Source organism: Ruminococcus sp. RTP21198st1_G1_RTP21198_201120, assembly GCF_040924265.1.
GTDB lineage: Bacteria > Bacillota > Clostridia > Oscillospirales > Ruminococcaceae > Hominimerdicola > Hominimerdicola aceti.
Genome location: NZ_JBCOMH010000014.1, coordinates 19,749 through 38,742, shown reverse-complemented (window position 1 = coordinate 38,742; position 18,994 = coordinate 19,749). Strand labels below are relative to the sequence as shown.

Annotated in this window: 18 protein-coding genes; 10 read left to right on the top strand and 8 right to left on the bottom strand. The window is 44.0% G+C overall.

Translation table 11 applies throughout. The features are described from left to right. Positions 1 to 6 precede the first annotated feature (6 nt). The 3 genes from rsxC to AB5627_RS10005 all read right to left on the bottom strand — a co-directional run bounded on the left by rsxC (position 7) and on the right by AB5627_RS10005 (position 3,006). Entirely contained in the window at positions 7 to 1,311 is a 1,305-nt protein-coding gene (gene rsxC / locus AB5627_RS10015) for an electron transport complex subunit RsxC (RefSeq protein ID WP_022288503.1), read from the bottom strand. A 27-nt stretch (positions 1,312 to 1,338) separates the two neighbouring features. Next, the gene (locus AB5627_RS10010; RefSeq protein WP_022288504.1) at positions 1,339 to 2,337 is read right to left on the bottom strand and encodes an FAD:protein FMN transferase; all 999 of its coding nucleotides are present in this window, start codon (positions 2,335 to 2,337) and stop codon (positions 1,339 to 1,341) included. A 75-nt stretch (positions 2,338 to 2,412) separates the two neighbouring features. Continuing rightward, entirely contained in the window at positions 2,413 to 3,006 is a 594-nt protein-coding gene (locus AB5627_RS10005; RefSeq protein WP_022288505.1) for a helix-turn-helix transcriptional regulator, read from the bottom strand. A 173-nt stretch (positions 3,007 to 3,179) separates the two neighbouring features. On the opposite strand from AB5627_RS10005, the gene AB5627_RS10000 reads away from it, so the two are divergent. Genes AB5627_RS10000 through AB5627_RS09990 form a run of 3 tightly spaced genes read left to right on the top strand, consistent with a single transcriptional unit; the run spans position 3,180 to position 5,559 of the window. Next, positions 3,180 to 3,839 carry a histidine phosphatase family protein gene (locus tag AB5627_RS10000; protein WP_022288506.1) on the top strand — a complete coding sequence of 220 codons (660 nt, stop codon included), beginning with the start codon at positions 3,180 to 3,182 and terminating at the stop codon, positions 3,837 to 3,839. Positions 3,840 to 3,883: 44 nt separating this feature from the next. Then, positions 3,884 to 4,717 carry a hypothetical protein gene (locus AB5627_RS09995; RefSeq protein WP_117923377.1) on the top strand — a complete coding sequence of 278 codons (834 nt, stop codon included), beginning with the start codon at positions 3,884 to 3,886 and terminating at the stop codon, positions 4,715 to 4,717. Beyond that, positions 4,714 to 5,559, top strand: coding sequence for an RluA family pseudouridine synthase (locus AB5627_RS09990; RefSeq protein WP_022288509.1), 846 nt, complete (start codon positions 4,714 to 4,716; stop codon positions 5,557 to 5,559). The genes AB5627_RS09995 and AB5627_RS09990 overlap by 4 nt, the downstream gene beginning before the upstream one ends. On the opposite strand, the gene AB5627_RS09985 is transcribed toward AB5627_RS09990, so the two are convergent. Genes AB5627_RS09985 through AB5627_RS09975 form a run of 3 tightly spaced genes read right to left on the bottom strand, consistent with a single transcriptional unit; the run spans position 5,540 to position 9,235 of the window. Beyond that, the gene (locus tag AB5627_RS09985) at positions 5,540 to 6,685 is read right to left on the bottom strand and encodes a Ger(x)C family spore germination C-terminal domain-containing protein (RefSeq protein WP_302837572.1); all 1,146 of its coding nucleotides are present in this window, start codon (positions 6,683 to 6,685) and stop codon (positions 5,540 to 5,542) included. The genes AB5627_RS09990 and AB5627_RS09985 overlap by 20 nt on opposite strands. Next, complete coding sequence (locus AB5627_RS09980; RefSeq protein WP_022288512.1) at positions 6,672 to 7,739, bottom strand: GerAB/ArcD/ProY family transporter; 1,068 nt, start codon at positions 7,737 to 7,739, stop codon at positions 6,672 to 6,674. Before AB5627_RS09980 ends, AB5627_RS09985 begins: the two co-directional genes overlap by 14 nt. Beyond that, positions 7,736 to 9,235, bottom strand: a complete 1,500-nt coding sequence (locus AB5627_RS09975) for a spore germination protein (protein WP_022288513.1) — start codon at positions 9,233 to 9,235, stop codon at positions 7,736 to 7,738. The genes AB5627_RS09980 and AB5627_RS09975 overlap by 4 nt, the downstream gene beginning before the upstream one ends. 110 nt (positions 9,236 to 9,345) lie before the next feature. Here AB5627_RS09975 and AB5627_RS09970 point away from each other — a divergent pair, with 110 nt between their 5' ends. The 3 genes from AB5627_RS09970 (at position 9,346) to AB5627_RS09960 (ending at position 12,663) form a co-directional block, all read left to right on the top strand. Beyond that, complete coding sequence (locus AB5627_RS09970; protein WP_022288514.1) at positions 9,346 to 10,032, top strand: DUF421 domain-containing protein; 687 nt, start codon at positions 9,346 to 9,348, stop codon at positions 10,030 to 10,032. Between the two features lie 13 nt (positions 10,033 to 10,045). Further along, complete coding sequence (locus AB5627_RS09965; RefSeq protein ID WP_022288515.1) at positions 10,046 to 10,420, top strand: DUF4363 family protein; 375 nt, start codon at positions 10,046 to 10,048, stop codon at positions 10,418 to 10,420. A gap of 203 nt (positions 10,421 to 10,623) precedes the next feature. After that, the gene (locus AB5627_RS09960; protein WP_022288516.1) at positions 10,624 to 12,663 is read left to right on the top strand and encodes a zinc ribbon domain-containing protein; all 2,040 of its coding nucleotides are present in this window, start codon (positions 10,624 to 10,626) and stop codon (positions 12,661 to 12,663) included. A gap of 156 nt (positions 12,664 to 12,819) precedes the next feature. On the opposite strand, the gene AB5627_RS09955 is transcribed toward AB5627_RS09960, so the two are convergent. Beyond that, positions 12,820 to 13,239: a hypothetical protein gene (locus AB5627_RS09955; RefSeq protein WP_022288517.1), complete on the bottom strand. Its 420-nt coding sequence runs from the start codon at positions 13,237 to 13,239 to the stop codon at positions 12,820 to 12,822. A gap of 60 nt (positions 13,240 to 13,299) precedes the next feature. On the opposite strand from AB5627_RS09955, the gene AB5627_RS09950 reads away from it, so the two are divergent. The 3 genes from AB5627_RS09950 to AB5627_RS09940 all read left to right on the top strand — a co-directional run bounded on the left by AB5627_RS09950 (position 13,300) and on the right by AB5627_RS09940 (position 16,135). Continuing rightward, positions 13,300 to 14,061, top strand: a complete 762-nt coding sequence (locus AB5627_RS09950) for a serine/threonine-protein kinase (RefSeq protein WP_022288518.1) — start codon at positions 13,300 to 13,302, stop codon at positions 14,059 to 14,061. Next, positions 14,045 to 15,049 carry a zinc ribbon domain-containing protein gene (locus AB5627_RS09945; RefSeq protein ID WP_265290513.1) on the top strand — a complete coding sequence of 335 codons (1,005 nt, stop codon included), beginning with the start codon at positions 14,045 to 14,047 and terminating at the stop codon, positions 15,047 to 15,049. Before AB5627_RS09950 ends, AB5627_RS09945 begins: the two co-directional genes overlap by 17 nt. Before the next feature lie 93 nt (positions 15,050 to 15,142). Next, positions 15,143 to 16,135 (top strand): D-alanyl-D-alanine carboxypeptidase family protein, encoded by a 993-nt coding sequence (locus AB5627_RS09940; RefSeq protein WP_265290514.1) that lies wholly within the window; start codon positions 15,143 to 15,145, stop codon positions 16,133 to 16,135. Between the two features lie 96 nt (positions 16,136 to 16,231). Here AB5627_RS09940 and AB5627_RS09935 read toward each other — a convergent pair whose 3' ends face one another. After that, positions 16,232 to 17,266 (bottom strand): hypothetical protein, encoded by a 1,035-nt coding sequence (locus tag AB5627_RS09935; RefSeq protein WP_022288522.1) that lies wholly within the window; start codon positions 17,264 to 17,266, stop codon positions 16,232 to 16,234. Between the two features lie 197 nt (positions 17,267 to 17,463). On the opposite strand from AB5627_RS09935, the gene pap reads away from it, so the two are divergent. Beyond that, positions 17,464 to 18,975 (top strand): polyphosphate:AMP phosphotransferase, encoded by a 1,512-nt coding sequence (gene pap / locus AB5627_RS09930; RefSeq protein WP_022288523.1) that lies wholly within the window; start codon positions 17,464 to 17,466, stop codon positions 18,973 to 18,975. The last annotated feature ends 19 nt before the right edge of the window (positions 18,976 to 18,994 follow it).

Sequence of the window (18,994 nt, the reverse complement as noted above, 5' to 3'; positions counted from 1 at the left end):
ACCTCCTTATGTTCTTATGAAAGCTTTTGCAAGCTGATTTTTCTCTGCAAGATCTCTCTTTGCAGGACAGACGTATGAACACGAACCGCAGTTCATGCAAAGACCCACCTTGAGCTTCATAAGAGCTTCCTTATCACGCCTGTCATAAGCCTTTTCAAGCTCTGTAGGCATAAGATTCAGCGGACAAGCAGAGATACATCTTCCGCACTTTATGCAGTTTGTCTGTGCGCACCTGTCCTCGATGCCCTTTTTCTTATCAGCCTTTTCACCAAATGCAAGAATGGCGTTTGTGGTCTTTGTCACAGGGGTGTCAAGCTCATAAAGGCACATTCCCATCATAGGACCGCCAAAAAGGGCTTTTCTAACCTTTTCTTTATCGCAGTCACCGAATTTCAGTATATCCTCCGCAGAAGTTCCTATAGGTACTTTCACATTGCATGGAGTAGATACCACGTCACCGTCAACAGTTATACGCTTTGATATGAGTGGCATACCTGTTTTGGAATACTCGCCGATAAAGCCTGCTGTGGTAACGTTCATTACGATAACGCCCTGATCTGACGGAAGCTGACCCTCGCCAACTGCACGTCCCGTGGTGTTGAATATTATCACCTTTTCTGCACCCTGAGGATAGCATGACTTCAGCACCTTTACTTCGATACTTTCATCATCAGCCGACTTTTCACGCATAAGCTTTATAGCCTGTGGCTTGTTGTCCTCGATGCCGATAACGACCTTTTTAAGCCCCAGCATATCACGCACGAGCTTTATTCCGCACATAACATCGTCAGCGTTCTCCATCATCTCACGGTAGTCGCTTGTTATGTAAGGCTCACACTCAGCGGCGTTTATAACAAGGGTATCGACCTTGTATTTGTTCTCGTCAAAGTTGAGCTTTATGTGCGTCGGGAAGCCTGCACCGCCCATTCCGCAGCAACCTGACTGCCTTACGGCTTCGCAAAGGCTCGCTTTGTCTGTTATAACAGGCGGCTTTACGTCAGGTGATACCTCCTGCTCTCCGTCGGTGTCGATCTCCACCATTTTGCACACCTTTCCGCCTGCTGTGAGCAGTTCGGATATCGCCGCCACTGTGCCTGACACAGACGAGTGAACAGGGCATGACATAAAAGCGTTGCTTTCGCCTATGACCTGTCCCACAAGCACTCTGTCACCCTTGGCAACTGTCGGCTCGCAAGGTGCTCCCATGTGCTGTGACATGGATATCTTCACTCTTGCAGGCAGCGGCATGGCGATAGTTTCGCTGTTTTCCGTCCCCTTTTTGTGGGAAAGAAAAATGCTGTTGAGTTTCATAATTTTCCCCCTTATCATACTTTATGACTATTCAAACCTGAATTTATCATCACTTATACTTATCCTGCTCTTTATACTGTCAGAGCAATAAACTACGCCATTTTCATCAATGGCAATAACTTCTATATCTTCATCACTGAGCCACCTGTCAAGCTCACCGCTTCCGCCAATAAAAATGCAGGTAGACAGAAAATCGGTTTCAATGCCGCTCTGCCCTATCACAGTGACTGAAACAAGGTCTGTTTCGCATGGATAGCCTGTTGTCAGGTCAAAAATATGGCTCCACTTTTTGCCCTGTGCTTCAAAATAACGCTCATATCCACCAGAAGTGGAAACAAATCCACCGCCGCTTGTGAAGCTAAGGCAGGTGTTATCGTTATCAAAAGGGTCTGTGACCGCAACCTTGAAATCTGTTTTATCCGGCTTCTGCCCGTAAAGAAGCGTTGACGAGCCAAAGCTCACCACCGCACAATCGGCTTTTTCACTATCCAAAAGCTTTTTCACTTCGTCAAGGGCAAAGCCCTTTCCGTCACAGCCCACGTCTATCTGTGTGCCGTTTTCAAGGACACATTCGCTCCCTGAAATCTTTATATTCTCATATCCCACAGCGGAAAGAGCAGTCTGTATCTCACTTTGCTCAGGCACTCTCGGCTCATCGCCAGTAACGTTCCAAAGTGCTGTCAGCACCCCTGCGGAAATATCCGCTCCGCCGTATTTTTTTGTAAGCTCTATGCTCTTTCCTATAAGCTGTGCAGTTTCCTCAGAAAGCTCAAGCCTGCCGCTCTCATTGAGCCGCGATAACTCCGAGCCTTCCTCATAAGGCGAATAAAGCTTTTCCAAAGCCTTTATCCTGTCCTTCACCGCCTCAGCGTCGCCACCGTATACAGCGGCTGTGCATGGGCAATCCATGGCGAAAAATGTCGCCTCGTCAGGCTTTTTATCTAAGTGCATCATCACCGCTCCGCACACCATAAGAGCCGCCGCACACGCTACCGATACAAACAGCCGCCTTTCAGGCTTTTTCATTTTTATACCTCACTTGAAATTAGTTGAAAAGTGTGTTATAATATCCGAAGTATGATAACATCGGTATCAAAATTCTTATGTGCAAGCGAGCAAAATGTGTTCGCACTCTTTGATAAACGCCCTCAGTTCAGGATTTTTTCCCACTGAAACCTCGAGCCTGTTCACCTTTTTTCCTGCCATACCAAGGATCCTGTCAAGGTCTTTAGGCTGAGCGGAAAGATATTTTACACAGCGTTCCATGGTTTCCTCAGTGTCAAGCTCAAAAAGCTTGTGGGAGTTATGAGGATTTTCAGAGTAAAGCTTTCTCAAAAGCATATAGGTGCATATTTTCACCGCCATGTCCGTCTGAGTTTCAAGACCCTTTATGCCGCTGTCTTTTATAAGCTCCCTCAGCAGCTCGCTTCCCTCGTCCAAACAGCCTAACGCAGAGTTTTTTTCTCTGACCTTGACTAAACCGAACACATCTTCATAGGAAGCGCCGTAAAGCTTTATAAGAGCAATGATGATATTGACGTTCTGCTTTTTGCCGTGTTCAACGGCTGATATGCAAGACTGGCTGGTGCCAACTGCTCTAGCCGCACGGCTTTGTGTATAGCCGCTTTCTATCCTCGCGGCGGTAAGCTTCTCACCTATCCTGAGAGTCAGCTCATCTTTGCTGTCATTGCTCATGTAATATCTCCCATGTATAAAATCATATTAGTTTTTCAACCATTATTCTATTATACTATAAATTTATGTATTTGTAAATATAAAATCTATAAAATGACGTATTTAAGTGAAAAAAATTTGTGCAGGTTTTAAAGCACTTATCATAAAAGAAAAAGAAAGCAGGTATTTTAAATATGAAAGGCTACAGAATAGCATTTATCCGTCACGGAATGACGCAGGCAAATCTTGACGGACGTTATATCGGTACAACCGACTTGCCTCTGTGCAGAGAGGGTGCTGACCAGCTTTATGAAAAGATAGAAAAGTACGATTACCCTTCGGTGCAGAAGGTCTACACCTCGCCTTTAAAAAGGTGCAAACAGACTATATCTATACTCCAGCCTAACAGACTTGTGGCTGAGATGCCCGAGCTTCGTGAAATGGACTTCGGCAAGTTTGAGAACAAGACCGCTGATGAGCTTATGAACGACCCTGATTATGAGCAGTTCATAAAAGGAGGACTTGACAATCCTCCACCGAACGGTGAATCAACAAGAGATGTCATAAACCGCTGTTATGAAGCTCTGAACATCATCATTTCCGATATGATGTATGAGGGTCTTACAAATGTTGCGGTATGCACCCACGGAGGTCTTATAATGAATATGCTGGCAGGCTTCGGCGTTCCGAAAAGGAAGCCTATGGACTATGCCTGCGATTTCGGCGAGGGCTTTGAAGTCATGGTGACAGCTTCCATGTGGCAGCGTTCAAGCGCTTTCGAGGTAATAGGAACATATCCGCCAAAATATGAGGAAATGCCTGATTACACTGTTGAGGATTATTATACCGACTAAGAGGATAAGTAAACAGTAAAAACAGAAACGAGGGGGGAAAAGGCTTGACAAACAAAGAGATAAAACTATCGGCAAGAAAAAATATAAGCCAGAACATGGGAAACTGCGTATCGCTCACGGCATTTTTGTTTGCGGTATTTGTATTTCTTGGTCTGTGCGAGCTTGCCCTTTTTATGCTTTTCAAACGCATTGGCTGGGAGTACTTTTTCTCGTGGCAGGGAATAAAAGATCATGTTTCCGTAAGGCTATTCTGGTTTCTTGACCTCATTGTCATTATACCTTTTGCATCTTTTGAAATGTGGACTGTCCGCAGATTTTTTGTTGATATTGCAAGAGCAGACAGCTATGTGGGATCGAGGCAGTATATAAACTCACATTCCTATGTATATTATTCCCACACCATGTTTTCTTCCATTATAATTAATTCACTGAAATTATTTTCCGCAGTACCTTTCGCTATCTCAACCTACAGCGTGTATTATTGGGGCTGGGTATGCAAGCTCAGCGAGCTTACCTCCGCAGGTCTTCTTTGTTTCATGTTCTCACTCGGTCTGTCTGTTGTGTTTTTCGGACTTATGGTGCATTACTGGATATCCCTTGCCCTTGCGCCATATATAATGACTCTAAACCCACGCACCAACATTTTTGACGCCTGCGATCTTTCTGTAAGGCTCATGGACGGTCAGCATGGCAGATATATCTCGTTCCTGCTGAGCTTTGTTATGTATATCCCCGCACTTCTGTTAGTATATCCTGTTTTTATCATCTATCCATATTTCAGACTAAGCTATATAGTGTTTTTGCAGGATATAATGGGAAGCTACTGGCAGGACAAAATGCCGTCAATGATAAAGCGCTGGAGGAAATACAGCAAATGACTGTGACAATAACAAAAGAAGAAAATGAAAAAGCCCTTGAATGTGTACTGCGTTCAAGGGGCTTTTCAAAAAGGCTCATAACAAGGCTCAAACGCACTGAAAACGGCATGACAAGAAAGGGCGTCCTTATCCGCACTGTTGACCTTGTATATGAAAATGACATCATCATGATAAACGAGGGTGACGGTGAAGCTCTTGACCCTAATCCTGACCTGAAAGCTGATATCCTCTATGAGGACAGCGAGGTGGTGGTGTTCTCAAAGCCGCCTTTTATGCCCTGCCACCCGTCAATAAAGCATCGTGACGATACGCTGGGAAATCTTTTTGCCGCACTTTATCCAAGCCTCGCTTTTAGACCTGTCAACCGCCTTGACCGCAACACGAGCGGCTGTGTGCTTGTGGCAAAAAGTCAGCGAAGCGCCGCAATGCTCCAAAAAAGCTTTGAAAAGACCTATGTTGGAATAATAAAAGACCTGCCCCACTGCGGTGGGCGTATCTGTGCGCCTATCGCAAGGGAGCAGGAAACTATAATAAAACGCTGTGTGAGGGCTGACGGACAATATTCCGCAACGGATTATCTTGTACGCAAAAGGCTGGGAGATCTTTCTCTTGTGGACTTCTTTCTTGAAACCGGCAGAACGCATCAAATAAGAGTACACTCGGCTTTTATGGGCTATCCTCTCCTGGGTGATGACCTTTATGGCGAGGCAAGCCCTCTTATAAGCCGTCAGGCTCTCCACTGCGAGAAAATGACTTTTCAAAGCCCCGAAAACGGCAGGATAGTGACTGTTACCGCACCGCTTCCCGAGGATATGCTCTGTCTTATGACACCCGACAGGTGATATCCGTTTCAAGCTCCACCGAGCCTAGCACTTCATCAAGGCGGTCGGCATACTTTAGATAGCTTTGCGGATATTTGTGACGGAAAAGCCGCCACACATCAAAAATATCCGTCCTGTTCTCATACAGGGCTTTGTTCCACACCCCTGTGATATTTTCTTCAAGGCGCTGTTTCACAAGTGCCGCCACCTGGTCTGAGCTTTTCTCGTCACGGATATCAAGAGAACTGTGTGCAAGAACAGTGAGCTTCAATCTGCATACGAGCCTGCCATTCTCGTTATCAAGCTTCAGGCTGTGGCTGTCAGAGGTTATCCTAACGTCCATGGGGCTTCCATTATATTCGATCATATCATAATACTGCTCTGCCTTTCCCGTGAACCACAGACAGCCTGATGCGTCAGCGTGGGAAAGATAACTCTCAAGCACCGTACCTTTTCGTATAAGGGCGGTCTTTTTTATTTCCAAAAGCGGCTCCTGCTGTTCCGCTGACTTTTCCTCATGGCTCTCCGCAAAATCTCCCAGCGGTTGTTTGATAGAGATAACTGGCATAGCGATATACTGCGGTGATCTTATGCAGGAAAGCAGATCGATAAGGCGGCACTCCACCGTTATGCCGTTTTTCACACCCATTTTTATGACCTGTGTGAAGTTTTCTGAGGACATCGTTCCCCTTGTCAGCTGAACGTTCATAAGCTCCTCTGCAGTATTTTCCGCCAGGCAAAGCTCCACTCCAAGAAAAACATTTTTGTCCTTTATAGCAAAAGAGAACAGCTTCTCCGGAGAGGAAAGATCTATATTTTTATTAAAGCATATTATTTGAAGATGGCCAAAAAAGATCTCCCTGCCTAGCTGATACTGACAGCCCTCAATGGCGTCTCGGATACTCCTGCCTTTGCAATTGACAGTCTGTATATTGGACTGGCTCACATCAAGAGGAGTGTCAGAACCCATACTCTGGGTCTTAAAGACCTGCAATGACACATTGTATTCCCCGTTTTCATAGTCAACGCCCATGGCGTGGCAAAGAACACGCTCCTCGATATCCACCTGCCTGCCGAAAGAAGAAGACAACAGCGTCACTGCTGCGATAAAAAGCACAACAACTACCTGTATCTTACGCTTTTTCATCAGATCTCGCCCCCTTTTTCACAAATATCAGGCATAGAAGCGGTATTACGCCTCCGAGAAATATGAGTGGGATAGGGCTGAGCCCTGCGTATGCGATGCTCTCCCACTTGTGAGGCAAGAGCCAGAAAAGCGTTGCCGCCGCAGGAATCACCGCTGTTATTATCACGCCCGAGCCAGAACCGAGCTTAGGAAAAACATATCTCAGGCATCTCCCTGAACAATGGAAATATACTCCCAGCTTATATACCGAGAGCATTACCCACACGCCCATAACAGCGGCGTCATAGCGTTCTATTATGGCAGTGCGTGAAAATGCCGCAAGTGCGAAGAATGGCAGTTTTGCAAGAAGAGTGTAATCTCCAAGTATCATTGTGATAAAGCCTAAGACTATTTCAACAAGGGCAAGCCTTGTGAGCAGAAAATACACAGACGTTTTTGCTGCATTGCCCTTTGTTGAGGGTAAAAGAAAAACTATCACTGCAAGATAAGAGCTTCTTGCAAGCTCGCTGACAGCAGAATGAAAAATGCCTTTTCCAACGTTTCTTTCCGCAAGGTGAAAATCAACGAATGTGAAATCTTCAAGAGAGCTTATAACAAGGATAGATGTCACAAAGAGAAAAAGTACAAAAAGCACTGTTCCCGTTTTTCCTATGACCCCAAGGCCTGACATTGCAACATATATCCCGCAGGCGACAACGCTGAGAACTATCATGAGCCGTGGTATATAATCAGAAAAATAATAATCCATAAAATAGGTGAAGGTGCCGATAACATAAAATGACACTGTAAGAAAATATGCAAGATACAATGTACAAACTCCCCTGCCTGCCCACTTTGAACGGCTCACCACAAGAGTGCATGGGTCATCATTAGGAAAACGCTTGTGGAAAGCCGCCATACCGCATATCATAACTATCTGAAAAACTGTAGACAGCACTGTTCCAAGCATAAGCTCCAAAGCGTTTGCGGTGCTTTCAGGGAGAAATGTCATCATTGAAAAGGCTCTTGTACAGATAAGCATTGCAAAAAACTGCATTGGCGTAAGCTTTTTCATTGGCTTCCCCCCTTTTCGTCAAGCTTGTATTCTTTAATGGTGCTGTGAGTTTTCTCATATGACCGAAAGCTCCGCCTTGAAATAACGTCCTTTATACCCTTTGAGAAAAATGGCGTAACAGGCGCGGTGTAAGATACTGCAAGGTCGTCCATGGAGTTTATATTTATCATCAAAAGCACAGTGCAAAGTGCAATGCCATAAAGTCCCGAGCCACCGCCCACCAGGATATACACTAGCCTTAATATAGCCGTCTGCTGATAAAGGCTCGGTATAACGAACGATGATGTTGTGGTTATCCCCACCACTATAAGCAGAGGGGCGGACACAAGTCCGCTTTTTACGGCAGCGTCGCCTATGATAAGACCGCCCACTATAGAAACAGTGCTTCCCACAGGCTTTGGAAGCCGCAAGCCTGCTTCTTTCATTATCTCAAATAGAAGCATTAGCACAAGCACCTCCACTGTCAACGGATAAGGCGTTGACTCCTCTGAAACTGCAAGATTCAGAAGAAGCTTCAATGTGAAGACCTCAGGGTGAAAGCTCGCCAGTGCAACATACAGACCCGGAAAAGCCACCGCTAGAAAGAACGCAATATATTTCAGCCACCGCATAAAGGTGACGTAAAAAGGCTTTTCCGCAAAATCGTCCATGGTCTGAAAATTTTCCGCAAAAAGCGAAGGACAAATAAGCACAAATGGCGTGCCGTCCACAAAAACACATATCCTGCCCTGATTTAGCCTTGTGCATATCATATCAGGCCTTTCGGAATAAGCCATTTGTGAAAACACTGACGAACCGAAGCCTTCGTCGATAAAAGGTTCGATATATCCGCTTGTAAGAACAGTATCAAGCTTTATGCCTTTGAGCTGTTTTCTCAGCCTGTCCACAGCGTCTGAGCTTGCCCGGTCGCTCATGTAGACCATGCACACGTCGGTGGAAGAACGCTTTCCTATCTGCATCATCTCAAACCTCAGCGATGGTGTTTTCATTCGTCGGCGCACAAGAGAAATATTAGTTCTTATTGTTTCCGTAAAAGAATCCTGTGCGCACATTATAGTCTGCTCGCTTGCAGGCTCAGAAACCGACCGCTTGTCGTAACCTTGGATACCGTAAACAACAGCCTTTGAAAGCCCCTCCACAAATATGACCGCAAAGCCCGAAAACAAAAACTGTATGACGTCACCATAATTAAAGACCGTTTTTCTCTCGGCGGCAAGCAGGCTTTCTTTTGTCAGGAAGTCGAATACCTGCTCTGCATTGCCCTTTGACTTTTGTGCAGAAAGCTCCATTATAGGTCTGAAAATAAGCTCTGACATTGCGCTCGTTGAGATCATTCCCTCTATGGATACCAACGCACAGCTTACGGAGCATATCTTCACATTCATTATGTTAAGATCCATTGAATTGCCTGTTATGGTGCGAAGGGAAGTCATGGCGGCGTCAATGGTCTTATCTATCTCAGCGTTTTTGTAGTTTCTGAAATCGGGTGTATTCATTTTGTTTCTCCTACATGAAATTTTGTTGTATTTATTATCTGCGGCTGTTATCAGAATATTCTGCATTAAAGCTGCAAAAAATAGCTTTGACCATATTGGAGGAAAACAAAATGCTGATAGTTTTTTTCAGAGCCGTAATACTTTATATACTCATTGTCATAAGCATACGCCTTATGGGCAAAAGGCAGATAGGCGAATTACAGCCCTCGGAGCTTGTTATAACGCTTCTGCTTTCAAACATCGCCACCCTGCCTATCGAGGATATGACTATACCAATGTCAATGGGCATAGTGCCTATATTCACGCTGGTGTGCCTTGACGTTATACTCTCTCACTGCTCGCTTAAATTCAGAGGGCTTAGAAAGCTCATATGCGGCTCTCCGAAAATAGTCGTAACCCGTGGGATCATAGATCAAAAACAGCTCAAAGACCTGCGTTTTTCTGCAGACGATCTTTTGGAGTCCCTAAGAAGCATGGGTATATTCGATATAAACGAGGTACAGCTTGCGGTGGTGGAAACAACAGGCAAGATATCGGTCTATCAGAAAGCACAGTTTAGACCTGTGAACAATGGCGGAATGGGCATAAAAGGATCTCAGACCGACCCTCCACAGCTCGTTGTCGACAACGGAAGGATAATATACTCCGCCCTTGGTCTTATCGGCAAGGACGAAAAGTGGCTCATGAAAAAGCTAGGAGAAAAGGGTATGCCCCTGAAAGATGTTTACATCTGCACCGCTGACCCCTCAGGGCAGATAGTTGCCATAAGAAAAGACAAGGGCAAGAAAAAAGTATAAAGGAGCAATCACAATGAAAAGATTGACCGCCTGCATTATTATCCTCACTGTCATAGCCGCCATGTCAGTGTTCTCCGTATTTGCGGTAAAAAAAGAAAACGATAAGTTCATAAGCCTTGTGAACGCCGCTGAAAACAGCTACAGAAATGATGACAGCGACACAGCCCAACGGCTCGAAGAACTCGAAAATGCCTGGAATAAATATTATGTAAGAATATCATATATAGCACAATCCTGCACACTCGATGATATCTCCTATGCAGTGGCAAAGCTCCCAGCCCTATTGGAAAAGGGCTCTGAGGAATTTTTGTCAGAGTGCGAGAGCATACGCTCATGGACAGAGAAGATATACCACACTCAGTATCCCCATTTATATTCGGTTTTTTAATGTAGAAAAATTGTGTCTAAAACGTTATCAAAGTGTATGATTTTTTCTTGCGTTATTGTACAAATCTACAAAAATCATACAGAACAAGGCGGTTTCAACGAGTTTTTCTTGACTTTTCTTTCTGCTAATATTATACTTAGAATGTATGAATAGGATAAAAAATTTTATCCTGTTTAGAAAAGAAGTATCAATGGAGGTATGAAATGAACACTATCAAGTTTTGTGCTAAGTGCGGAGCGCCAATAGGTCCAGAAGAAAAATTCTGTGGCGGCTGCGGTGCGTCTATCGCCGAAATGGAAGCCGAAGCAGGCATTTCCACACAGCAGGCAGCACCTGCTCAGGCACCCGTTCAGCAGGCTCAGCCTGTACAGCAGCAGGCTCCTCAGTATGACCAGCAGTATGCACAACCAGCAAACAACTACGCTCAGGCAGCAGCTCCTGCGGCTGCAAAGCCAAATCCTTTTGCTAAGCTTGGCGAATGGGTAAAGGGTCACAAGAAGATAACACTTATCGCCGCTGCAGCTCTTATCATTGTTATCGTTGCGATCATCATTCTGTGCAACATTCTTAAATATCAGGTGATCGACGCAAAGGATCTTTTCAAGTTTGAATTTAAGGGCATTGACGGCTGTGGCTATGTTGAGGCAGAGCTTAACTGCTATGACAAGAGCTACTATTCAATGGCAGACGCTACAAGCGCTCTCGGCGACCTTGCTGACGAGACCGATCTTGACCTTGGCGACCTTGATGATCTTTCCGACTATGCAAGCTCATCTGACAAGTCATCAAAGGTAAGCAAGTATTTTGCACTTGACAAGAAAACTCTTACAAAAGCATTTAACAAAGCTGATGATTTTACAGAAGCTAAGAAGATGAGAAATGCCCTTCTCAAAACAAATAGCGATGGTGAGTATAAGCTGAAGATCACTTTTGATAAGAAAGCAAACAAGAATCTTAAAAACGGTGACAAGGTAAAATGCACAGTAAAGTACAACGAGGATTCTCTCAAAGACAAGAACATAAAGCTAAAGAACACTGAGTTTGAGGTAACTGTAAAGGATCTTAAAAATGGTGAGGAGATCGACTTCTTCAAGGGCGTTGAGGTCAAGTTCTCAGGCTTTGACGGCAACGGCTCTGCTGACGTTTCATATGACTCAGCATATCCATTTATCTACTATGATTATGACTACAAGTCAGATCTGAAAAACGGCGACAAGTACACTGTTACAGCTAACATAGACGTTTATGGCGCAGAAGAAAGCGGTGACATGACTTGGTTTGAATATGACGACAAGTATTATACATACAAAACAGCCGACGTTAAGGACGGCAAGGTAACAAAGGATTTCACTGTTGAGGGCCTTGAAAAAACTCAGGAGATCGACCCGTTCGAGGGACTTGAATTTGAATGCTCAGGCGGTGTTCCATTTGTTAAGCCTTACTCAGTAAAGGACGAGTCTATCCCTGCTGCTCTTAAGGACAATGTTTCTTACTCAGTATCATGCGATGATTATATTGGCATCGGCGGCACATTCAAGGTAACTTGCAGCCCTTATTCCTCACTTGCAAGAAATGGTATCACACTTTCCGGCAAAACTGAAACAAACGATTGGGGCGACACTGTTTATGTTAAGGAAATAACAGTTGACGAAACATTCCCTGCATATGTAACAGCTGACAACGGTAAGGCTGCTATGGACAGCTATCAGTCATATCTTGACGACAAGATTGAAGACATGAGAAAGGATATAAAGGGTCATTACGCTCCATATCCTGCTGACTTTGACGGCAAGGTAACATCTATCGAGTCTTTTGATTACGTTGACACTTATGTTGCATTCACAAACAAGAAGAATTATGATTCTTGGGAGAACACAAATGCACTCTACAATCTTTACAAGATAACTGTAAAGACAGATAAGGAGAAAAAGGCAGTTTCATTCTATGCTTCGATCTACTGCTCAAACATCGTTGCAACAGGTGAAACATTTACTGAAGAGCCTTACTTCTCAACATCTTACTACAACAAAGAAGCAGATTTCAAGAAAAAGGTAATTGAAGCCGAGGGTTACACAACAACTAAGGCTGGTGCGGCTTCAAAGCCTGCAACTGACGATTCTTCATCGGCTGCAGCAAGCGAAGCAACAACTACGACCACAACAACAGCAAAGACCGATTCTTCTGTAGCAGAAACAACTACATCTGCAAAGGATAAGGCAACAACTACAACTCTCGTTCCATAAGAGTTAAATAGTGAGAAACACGCCGCGGAAATTTTCTGCGGCGTGTGTTTTTATGTTCTGACAACTCTTGAAAACCTTGTCAAAATGTGATACAATATTTGTTACGATAATAAAAAAGCAGCTCCGAAGAACCGGAGCTGCTTTATGAAACGATCGTTATTTAAGGCACTGTGAACCATTTTCAAAAAGCACTTTGTTGAGCTTTGCCACATCATAGCCTTTGTTTATTGCGTCAATGAGTATGCAATCACGGGTGTTTTTAGGATAAAGCTGAGCTTCACCCGCAAGGGTCAGAAGTCGCTGAACGGTATCAACATCAAGCTTCATAGCAAGTGCGATAGCGATTATCTTATCCTTGCTTGGAAGTCTTGCTCCTGCAAAAATCTGATATCCATATATTTGATTTAGCTGGGATATTCTTATGACCTCTATCTTTGTCATCTTTTTCTTTTTCACAAGCTCACAAAGATAACGTGCAAAATCCTGTCTGTCAAGAGAATCCTTATTGTTGCTTAGAAAACTGTTGATATCATCGCTTCCATTTAGCTCCTCCATAAGCTGTGTTGTTTTTTTCATGTCACCAGTTCCTTCCTATAATAATTTATTTTTTACATTTTTACATTGGAGATGAGAAATATGTCACAAAAAAGCTTATATGATTTTGAAACAGAACAGATCGACAAAATGTTCGACTGCAAAAACTATCTATTTAAAAACAGCAAGCACGAAAAAGTCATTTTAGAGAGTGACACAGGTGTAAAAATGGTGCGGCACATTATCTATAAGCCTGCTGACGTTTCTGTATATCAAAGGCTCGCATTGATAAATAATCCATATCTTTGCCGTATCTACGAGATCTCCGAAAGCACTGAAGCGTATACTATCTATGAAGAATTCTGCGACGGCATGACTCTTACGGATTATGCAAACGGCGAAACACTAGCAGAACACGATGCCCTGAACATTACCTGCTCCATATGTCAGGGATTGTATGCTCTTCACAGCAGCGGCATCGTTCACCGTGATATAAAGCCTGATAATATTATAATATGTGACGACAATAATGTCAAGATTATAGATTTTGATATTTCTAAAATTTATAAATCTAATCAACGCTCTGACACCCAGACTTTAGGAACTGTAGGCTTTGCCGCACCTGAACAATTCGGTATGCAGCAATCTGACGCAAGAACAGATCTCTATTCTCTGGCAGTGCTTCTGAACGTTCTTTTGACAGGTGAACACCCGTCGGTCAAAATGTGCGAAAACAAGAAAATTCTGAAAGTTATAAAGAAATGCCTTTCTATCAATCCAGACGACAGATATAGCACTGCGGAAGAGCTGTACAATGTGCTTAGTAAGATCAGGAGAAAACTAAAATATGAAAAAATGTCCTAATTGCGGAAGAATTCTTCATGACGATTCCATTTTCTGCTTTGGCTGCATGAGCGAAATAAACAAGAGGCAAGAAATAGTTCTCGCTACCCCCAAAAAAGTGTTTTTAAAAGCAAAAATAACCACACCAATAATCGCTGTGGCGTTAGCATCCGCAACTGTTTTCGGGGTGTATACTTATAATAACAATAGTGATAAGACCACGGCTGTGAAAAAAAGCACACCTCGATCTACTGCCACAGTCACCACAAATACACCTGTGACAACTACTCTGCCTCCCGTCACCACTGTCATGACTACTACCACAAAAAAGCGTGAGCCTGACAAGGCTGCCCTTGCGTCAGATATTGCAGAAGGGGCGGCATTAGCAGAGTCAAAAGCCGCCGCAGTCACCACCACTTCCACTACAGAAAAAGTGACTGAGCCTGTGACAGAGCCTGAGATACAGCAGGATATACCCCAGGAAAACACAGAAGATACTCAGCAGGACGAGCCTGTCGAGCCTGAATATTACTCCCCTGATGGTGCAAGTCAGATGACCCTTGACCTGCTCGATTATGTAAATCCTCTCCGTGAGAAATATGGTCTGAAACCGCTCCGTGCAAGCGGACAGCTTGATGAATGTCTGCAAAAGAGCCTGTATCAAATGGATGACTACTGCCAAGGCATTGGCAACGTATACGAACATCTCTCTGAGGTCGGTCTGCCTAACAACAGCAAAATACGACAATTCACAGCAAACAACAGCTGTGTTTCAGACTATGACGAGGCATACACAGAGCTTTTTACTTGGTTAAAAAATAATGCAAGCTTCGGTCTCTCTTACGGTGACAATCTGATCAACGGCTTGGAAGATTACACATATCTTGGTGTTTGCTTTTTCCATGATGATATAGTTCAGGAAAGAAAAGACCATATGTGGAATGACCCAGATAATGATGAATACGAATCTATGCCGCTATATCAATGCTATGTTTATGTTATGAAATAAGCCGACAATATCCGACTTGAATATTTTATGTGTCTGTGATATAATAAAGGCAGCACAAAGCGTAAAAAATAAATTACAAAAAAGAGGATATTTATGAATAATCAGACTAATAACGAGAATTTATCTCAAAGCACTAATAGCCAGCCTGACGAATACAGCGCTTATCGTGACGAAGAATACGAAAGAATGCGCATTGAAATGGAAAAGCGCCGTGCCGAAAGGCGTGCAAGAGAACACAGGCGTGTTATGAAAAACCGTATCATTGCCATAGCAATTCTTTTGGTGATAATTTTTGTGATAGTGAAAGCCTGTGGCGGAAAGTCAGACAACAAGCCTGCGGCTGATTCATCATCACAGACCGAAAGCACAAAGCAGGCTGAGGCTAAGACCACCACCAAAAAGAAAACCTCCGACAACAGCAAAGCAGAAGAAACAAAGCATAAGATAGAGCAATCAAACGGCATGACCTTTGTTGACGGCATTCTTATAGTGAACAAGACCTACTCCCTGCCATCAGATTATGCACCGGGCGTAAGCACAATTGCACAGAACGCCTTTGACGAAATGGCAGCGGCGGCGGCTCAGGACGGCATAACACTCTTTGTAAATTCAAGCTATCGTTCATATCAGGATCAGGAGTATCTTTACAACTCCTATGCCGCAGAGCGTGGCACAGAAGCCGCAGACGAGGTATCTTCCCGTCCGGGACATTCGGAACATCAGACAGGTCTGACCTTTGATGTGAACACCACCGAGAACAGCTTTGCAGGTACTCCCGAAGCCAACTGGCTGGCTGAACACTGTGCAGAGTACGGCTTCATTATCCGCTACCCTGACGGCAAGGAGGATAAAACAGGCTATGTGTATGAGCCGTGGCATATCCGCTATCTCGGCAAGGAAAAAGCCGAAGCTGTCACAAAGAGCGGTCTTTGCCTTGAAGAATATCTTGGTGTCACCTCTGATTACAAATATGCCGAAGATCAGAACTGTTCAAGCCTGAACGCTTCCGACACACAGTCAAGTCAGTCTGACGGCTATACAGACGGCTATTATCAGGACAACACTTATTACGATTATCAATACTAATTACAAAGCGGACAGCCACAGGAAAGTGGTTGTCCGCTGTTCTTTACTTTGTCATACGGGACGTCGAGAACGCCGTCCACTACAGCCAAATATCTGTTACTTATTTTCTGAGCTTTCTGTGCTATCGGAGCTTTCCAAACTGCTGTCATCATAGTGGACAGGCTCAGTTGTAAGGCCCTTATCTCCTGCCTCTACGGCTTTCTCAGTCATATCGTCAACTATGCGTTTGAAAACTTTGAACGCCTTATCATAATTCTCCTGCATAGTTTCCTTGGAGTCGCCCAAAGTCTTAACTGGCGTTCTCATTGAAAGGTGGATATCATTCGGCATATTCTCGAAGTTAAGCTCCTTTGCCATGACCTCCATGTTCCAGCTCATGCCCATATCATCAACATACTTGTTGTTCGGAAATTCCTTTGGCAACTCAGGAGTCATTATTGACTTGAACTCCTCGTCAGTGTTTGAGTCTGTTATAACAAGTATAGACTCGCCCCCCTGAAGCTGTGCCAAGAACTTAGTGCTGTTCACGTTCTGCTGCTGATAATCGTCGCTGTGAGAATTTAGCGGAATCATAATGACCTCAACATGGACATAACCATTGCCGTCAAGATCGTCCGTGTATTTTTCAAAGAACTCCTCCAGTTCCTCCTGACGTGTTTCCAAGCCGTTGTTTGCGATCATAAGCACTGTCAGGTCAGCCTTTTCACGCCTTGCAGCGTCAATAAAAATAAATGCCGCCACCGCTATGATAAATATTGTAAAGATTATCCACACCTTGTTGTGATAAAAGAAATTCTGCACCTTTTCAAAGCCATGAAGCTCTCTTATCTGGTCATGCTCTTCCTTTATGGAAGACTCGCTTTCATCGATAACTCCGCTTTTGAGCTTCATAAGCTCGATACGCTCCTGAGCAAGCCTGCGTTCACGTTCCTTTTCTTCCTGACGTTCACGCTCACGTCTTTCAGCTTCCGCCTGCTCTAAAACCTGCCTTTCACGCTCCTCAGCCTCACGCCTTTGCTGAGCCAGCGTGCGCTCATACTCTGCGTCATCAGCGTCCTCCAACAGACCCTGACCCTCCAGACTTTTGTCGAGCTTTGATATATTAATGTCCTTTTCGTCTTTTTTTGACATATCACTGCCATCCTTTGCGAGATATTTTATATCATATTAGTATAAACCAATAATATTAACTCCGTATTAACAAAAAAGAGATAGCATTTTCATGAAAAATGTCTATATACAATTAAAGATAAAATGTGTATAATATACATAAATCAAATAAATTAAGTTGTGATAATAACAATTTAGTGGAAAGAGGAGAGATAGCAATGCTTGAAAAGATCATACAGAAAAACACAGAAAAATCAGAGATATCCGAACAGCTAAAAGGGCTGAGAGAACAGCTCACCCTGCTTGAAAACAAAATAAAGACCGCAGGAGTGCCTGTTATAATCACATTTGACGGCTGGTCTGCCGCAGGAAAAGGCTCAATGATAGCAAAGCTCATACGCTCTCTTGACCCACGTTTTTACAAGGTGGTGTCATTTCGTGCACCGAATGAGCAGGAAAAACGTATGCCATGGCTGTGGCGTTACTGGCAGACGCTGCCGAAAAAAGGTGAGTTTCTTATCCTTGACCGAAGCTGGTATCGTGACACTGTGAACGCCTTTATGTATGGTGAGATAGACAAGGAAACAAGGGACACACGTCTTGAAGATATCTGCACCTTTGAAAGGCAGCTTACAGATGACGGATATGTTATCGTGAAAATTTTCCTGCACATTACCGAAGACGAGCAGAAAAAGCGTATCGAAAAGCTGGAGAACTCCTCTGTTACAAGCTGGCGTGTGGAAAGCCACGATATAAAGAACATGGAAAAATACGATAAGTTTTTCCGCAGATATGACAAAATGCTTGAAAGCACAAACACGGCATTTGCTCCGTGGACTTGCGTTGGGGCAAATGAACGTGCCTCTGCTGAGCTTGAAGTGCTGACAGCGGTCACAAAGGCAGTAAGCACTGCAGTTTCCGCCAAGGAAAAGGGCGAACATTATATTCCCGAACCACAGTTCGACACCTGCGGATACAATTATCCTGAATATAAAACTATTGAAATGCCTGCTCTTGCAGAAGTGGATATGAACAAGTCCCTTGACGAAGCGGAATATGAGAAAAAGCTGAAAAAATATCAGGACAAGCTTTTCAAGCTGCAAAATCTCTGCTATCAGAAGAAGATACCTGTTATAATATGCTATGAAGGCTGGGATGCAGCAGGAAAAGGCGGAAATATCAAGCGCATTGCGGCGGCCCTTGATCCAAGGGGCTATGAAGTTCACCCTATCGCTGCACCCGAACCGTCAGAGCTTGCAAGACACTATCTATGGCGTTTCTGGACACGTCTTGAAAAGAATGGTCACTTTACTATCTTTGACCGCACATGGTATGGCAGAGTAATGGTCGAGCCTATCGAAAAGCTCACCCCCGAGGAACGTGTGAACATGGCTTATCGTGAGATAAACGAATTTGAAAGCCAGCTTCATGATTGGGGCGCAGAGATAATAAAATTCTGGGTGAATGTAGATAAAGACGAACAGCTCCGCCGTTTTAACGAGCGTGAGAACACGCCTGAAAAGCGTTGGAAGATAACCGATGAGGATTGGCGCAACCGTGAAAAGTGGGACACCTATGAGAAATATGTTGACCGCATGATAACACTTACCTCCACAGATATAGCACCATGGACGATACTTGAAGGCAACGATAAAAAATACGCCCGAATAAAAGCACTGAAAACTATTGTGAAACGCCTTGAAAAGCGTTTGGAAAAAGAAGATAAATAAAAAAAAGCGGCGAAGCGTA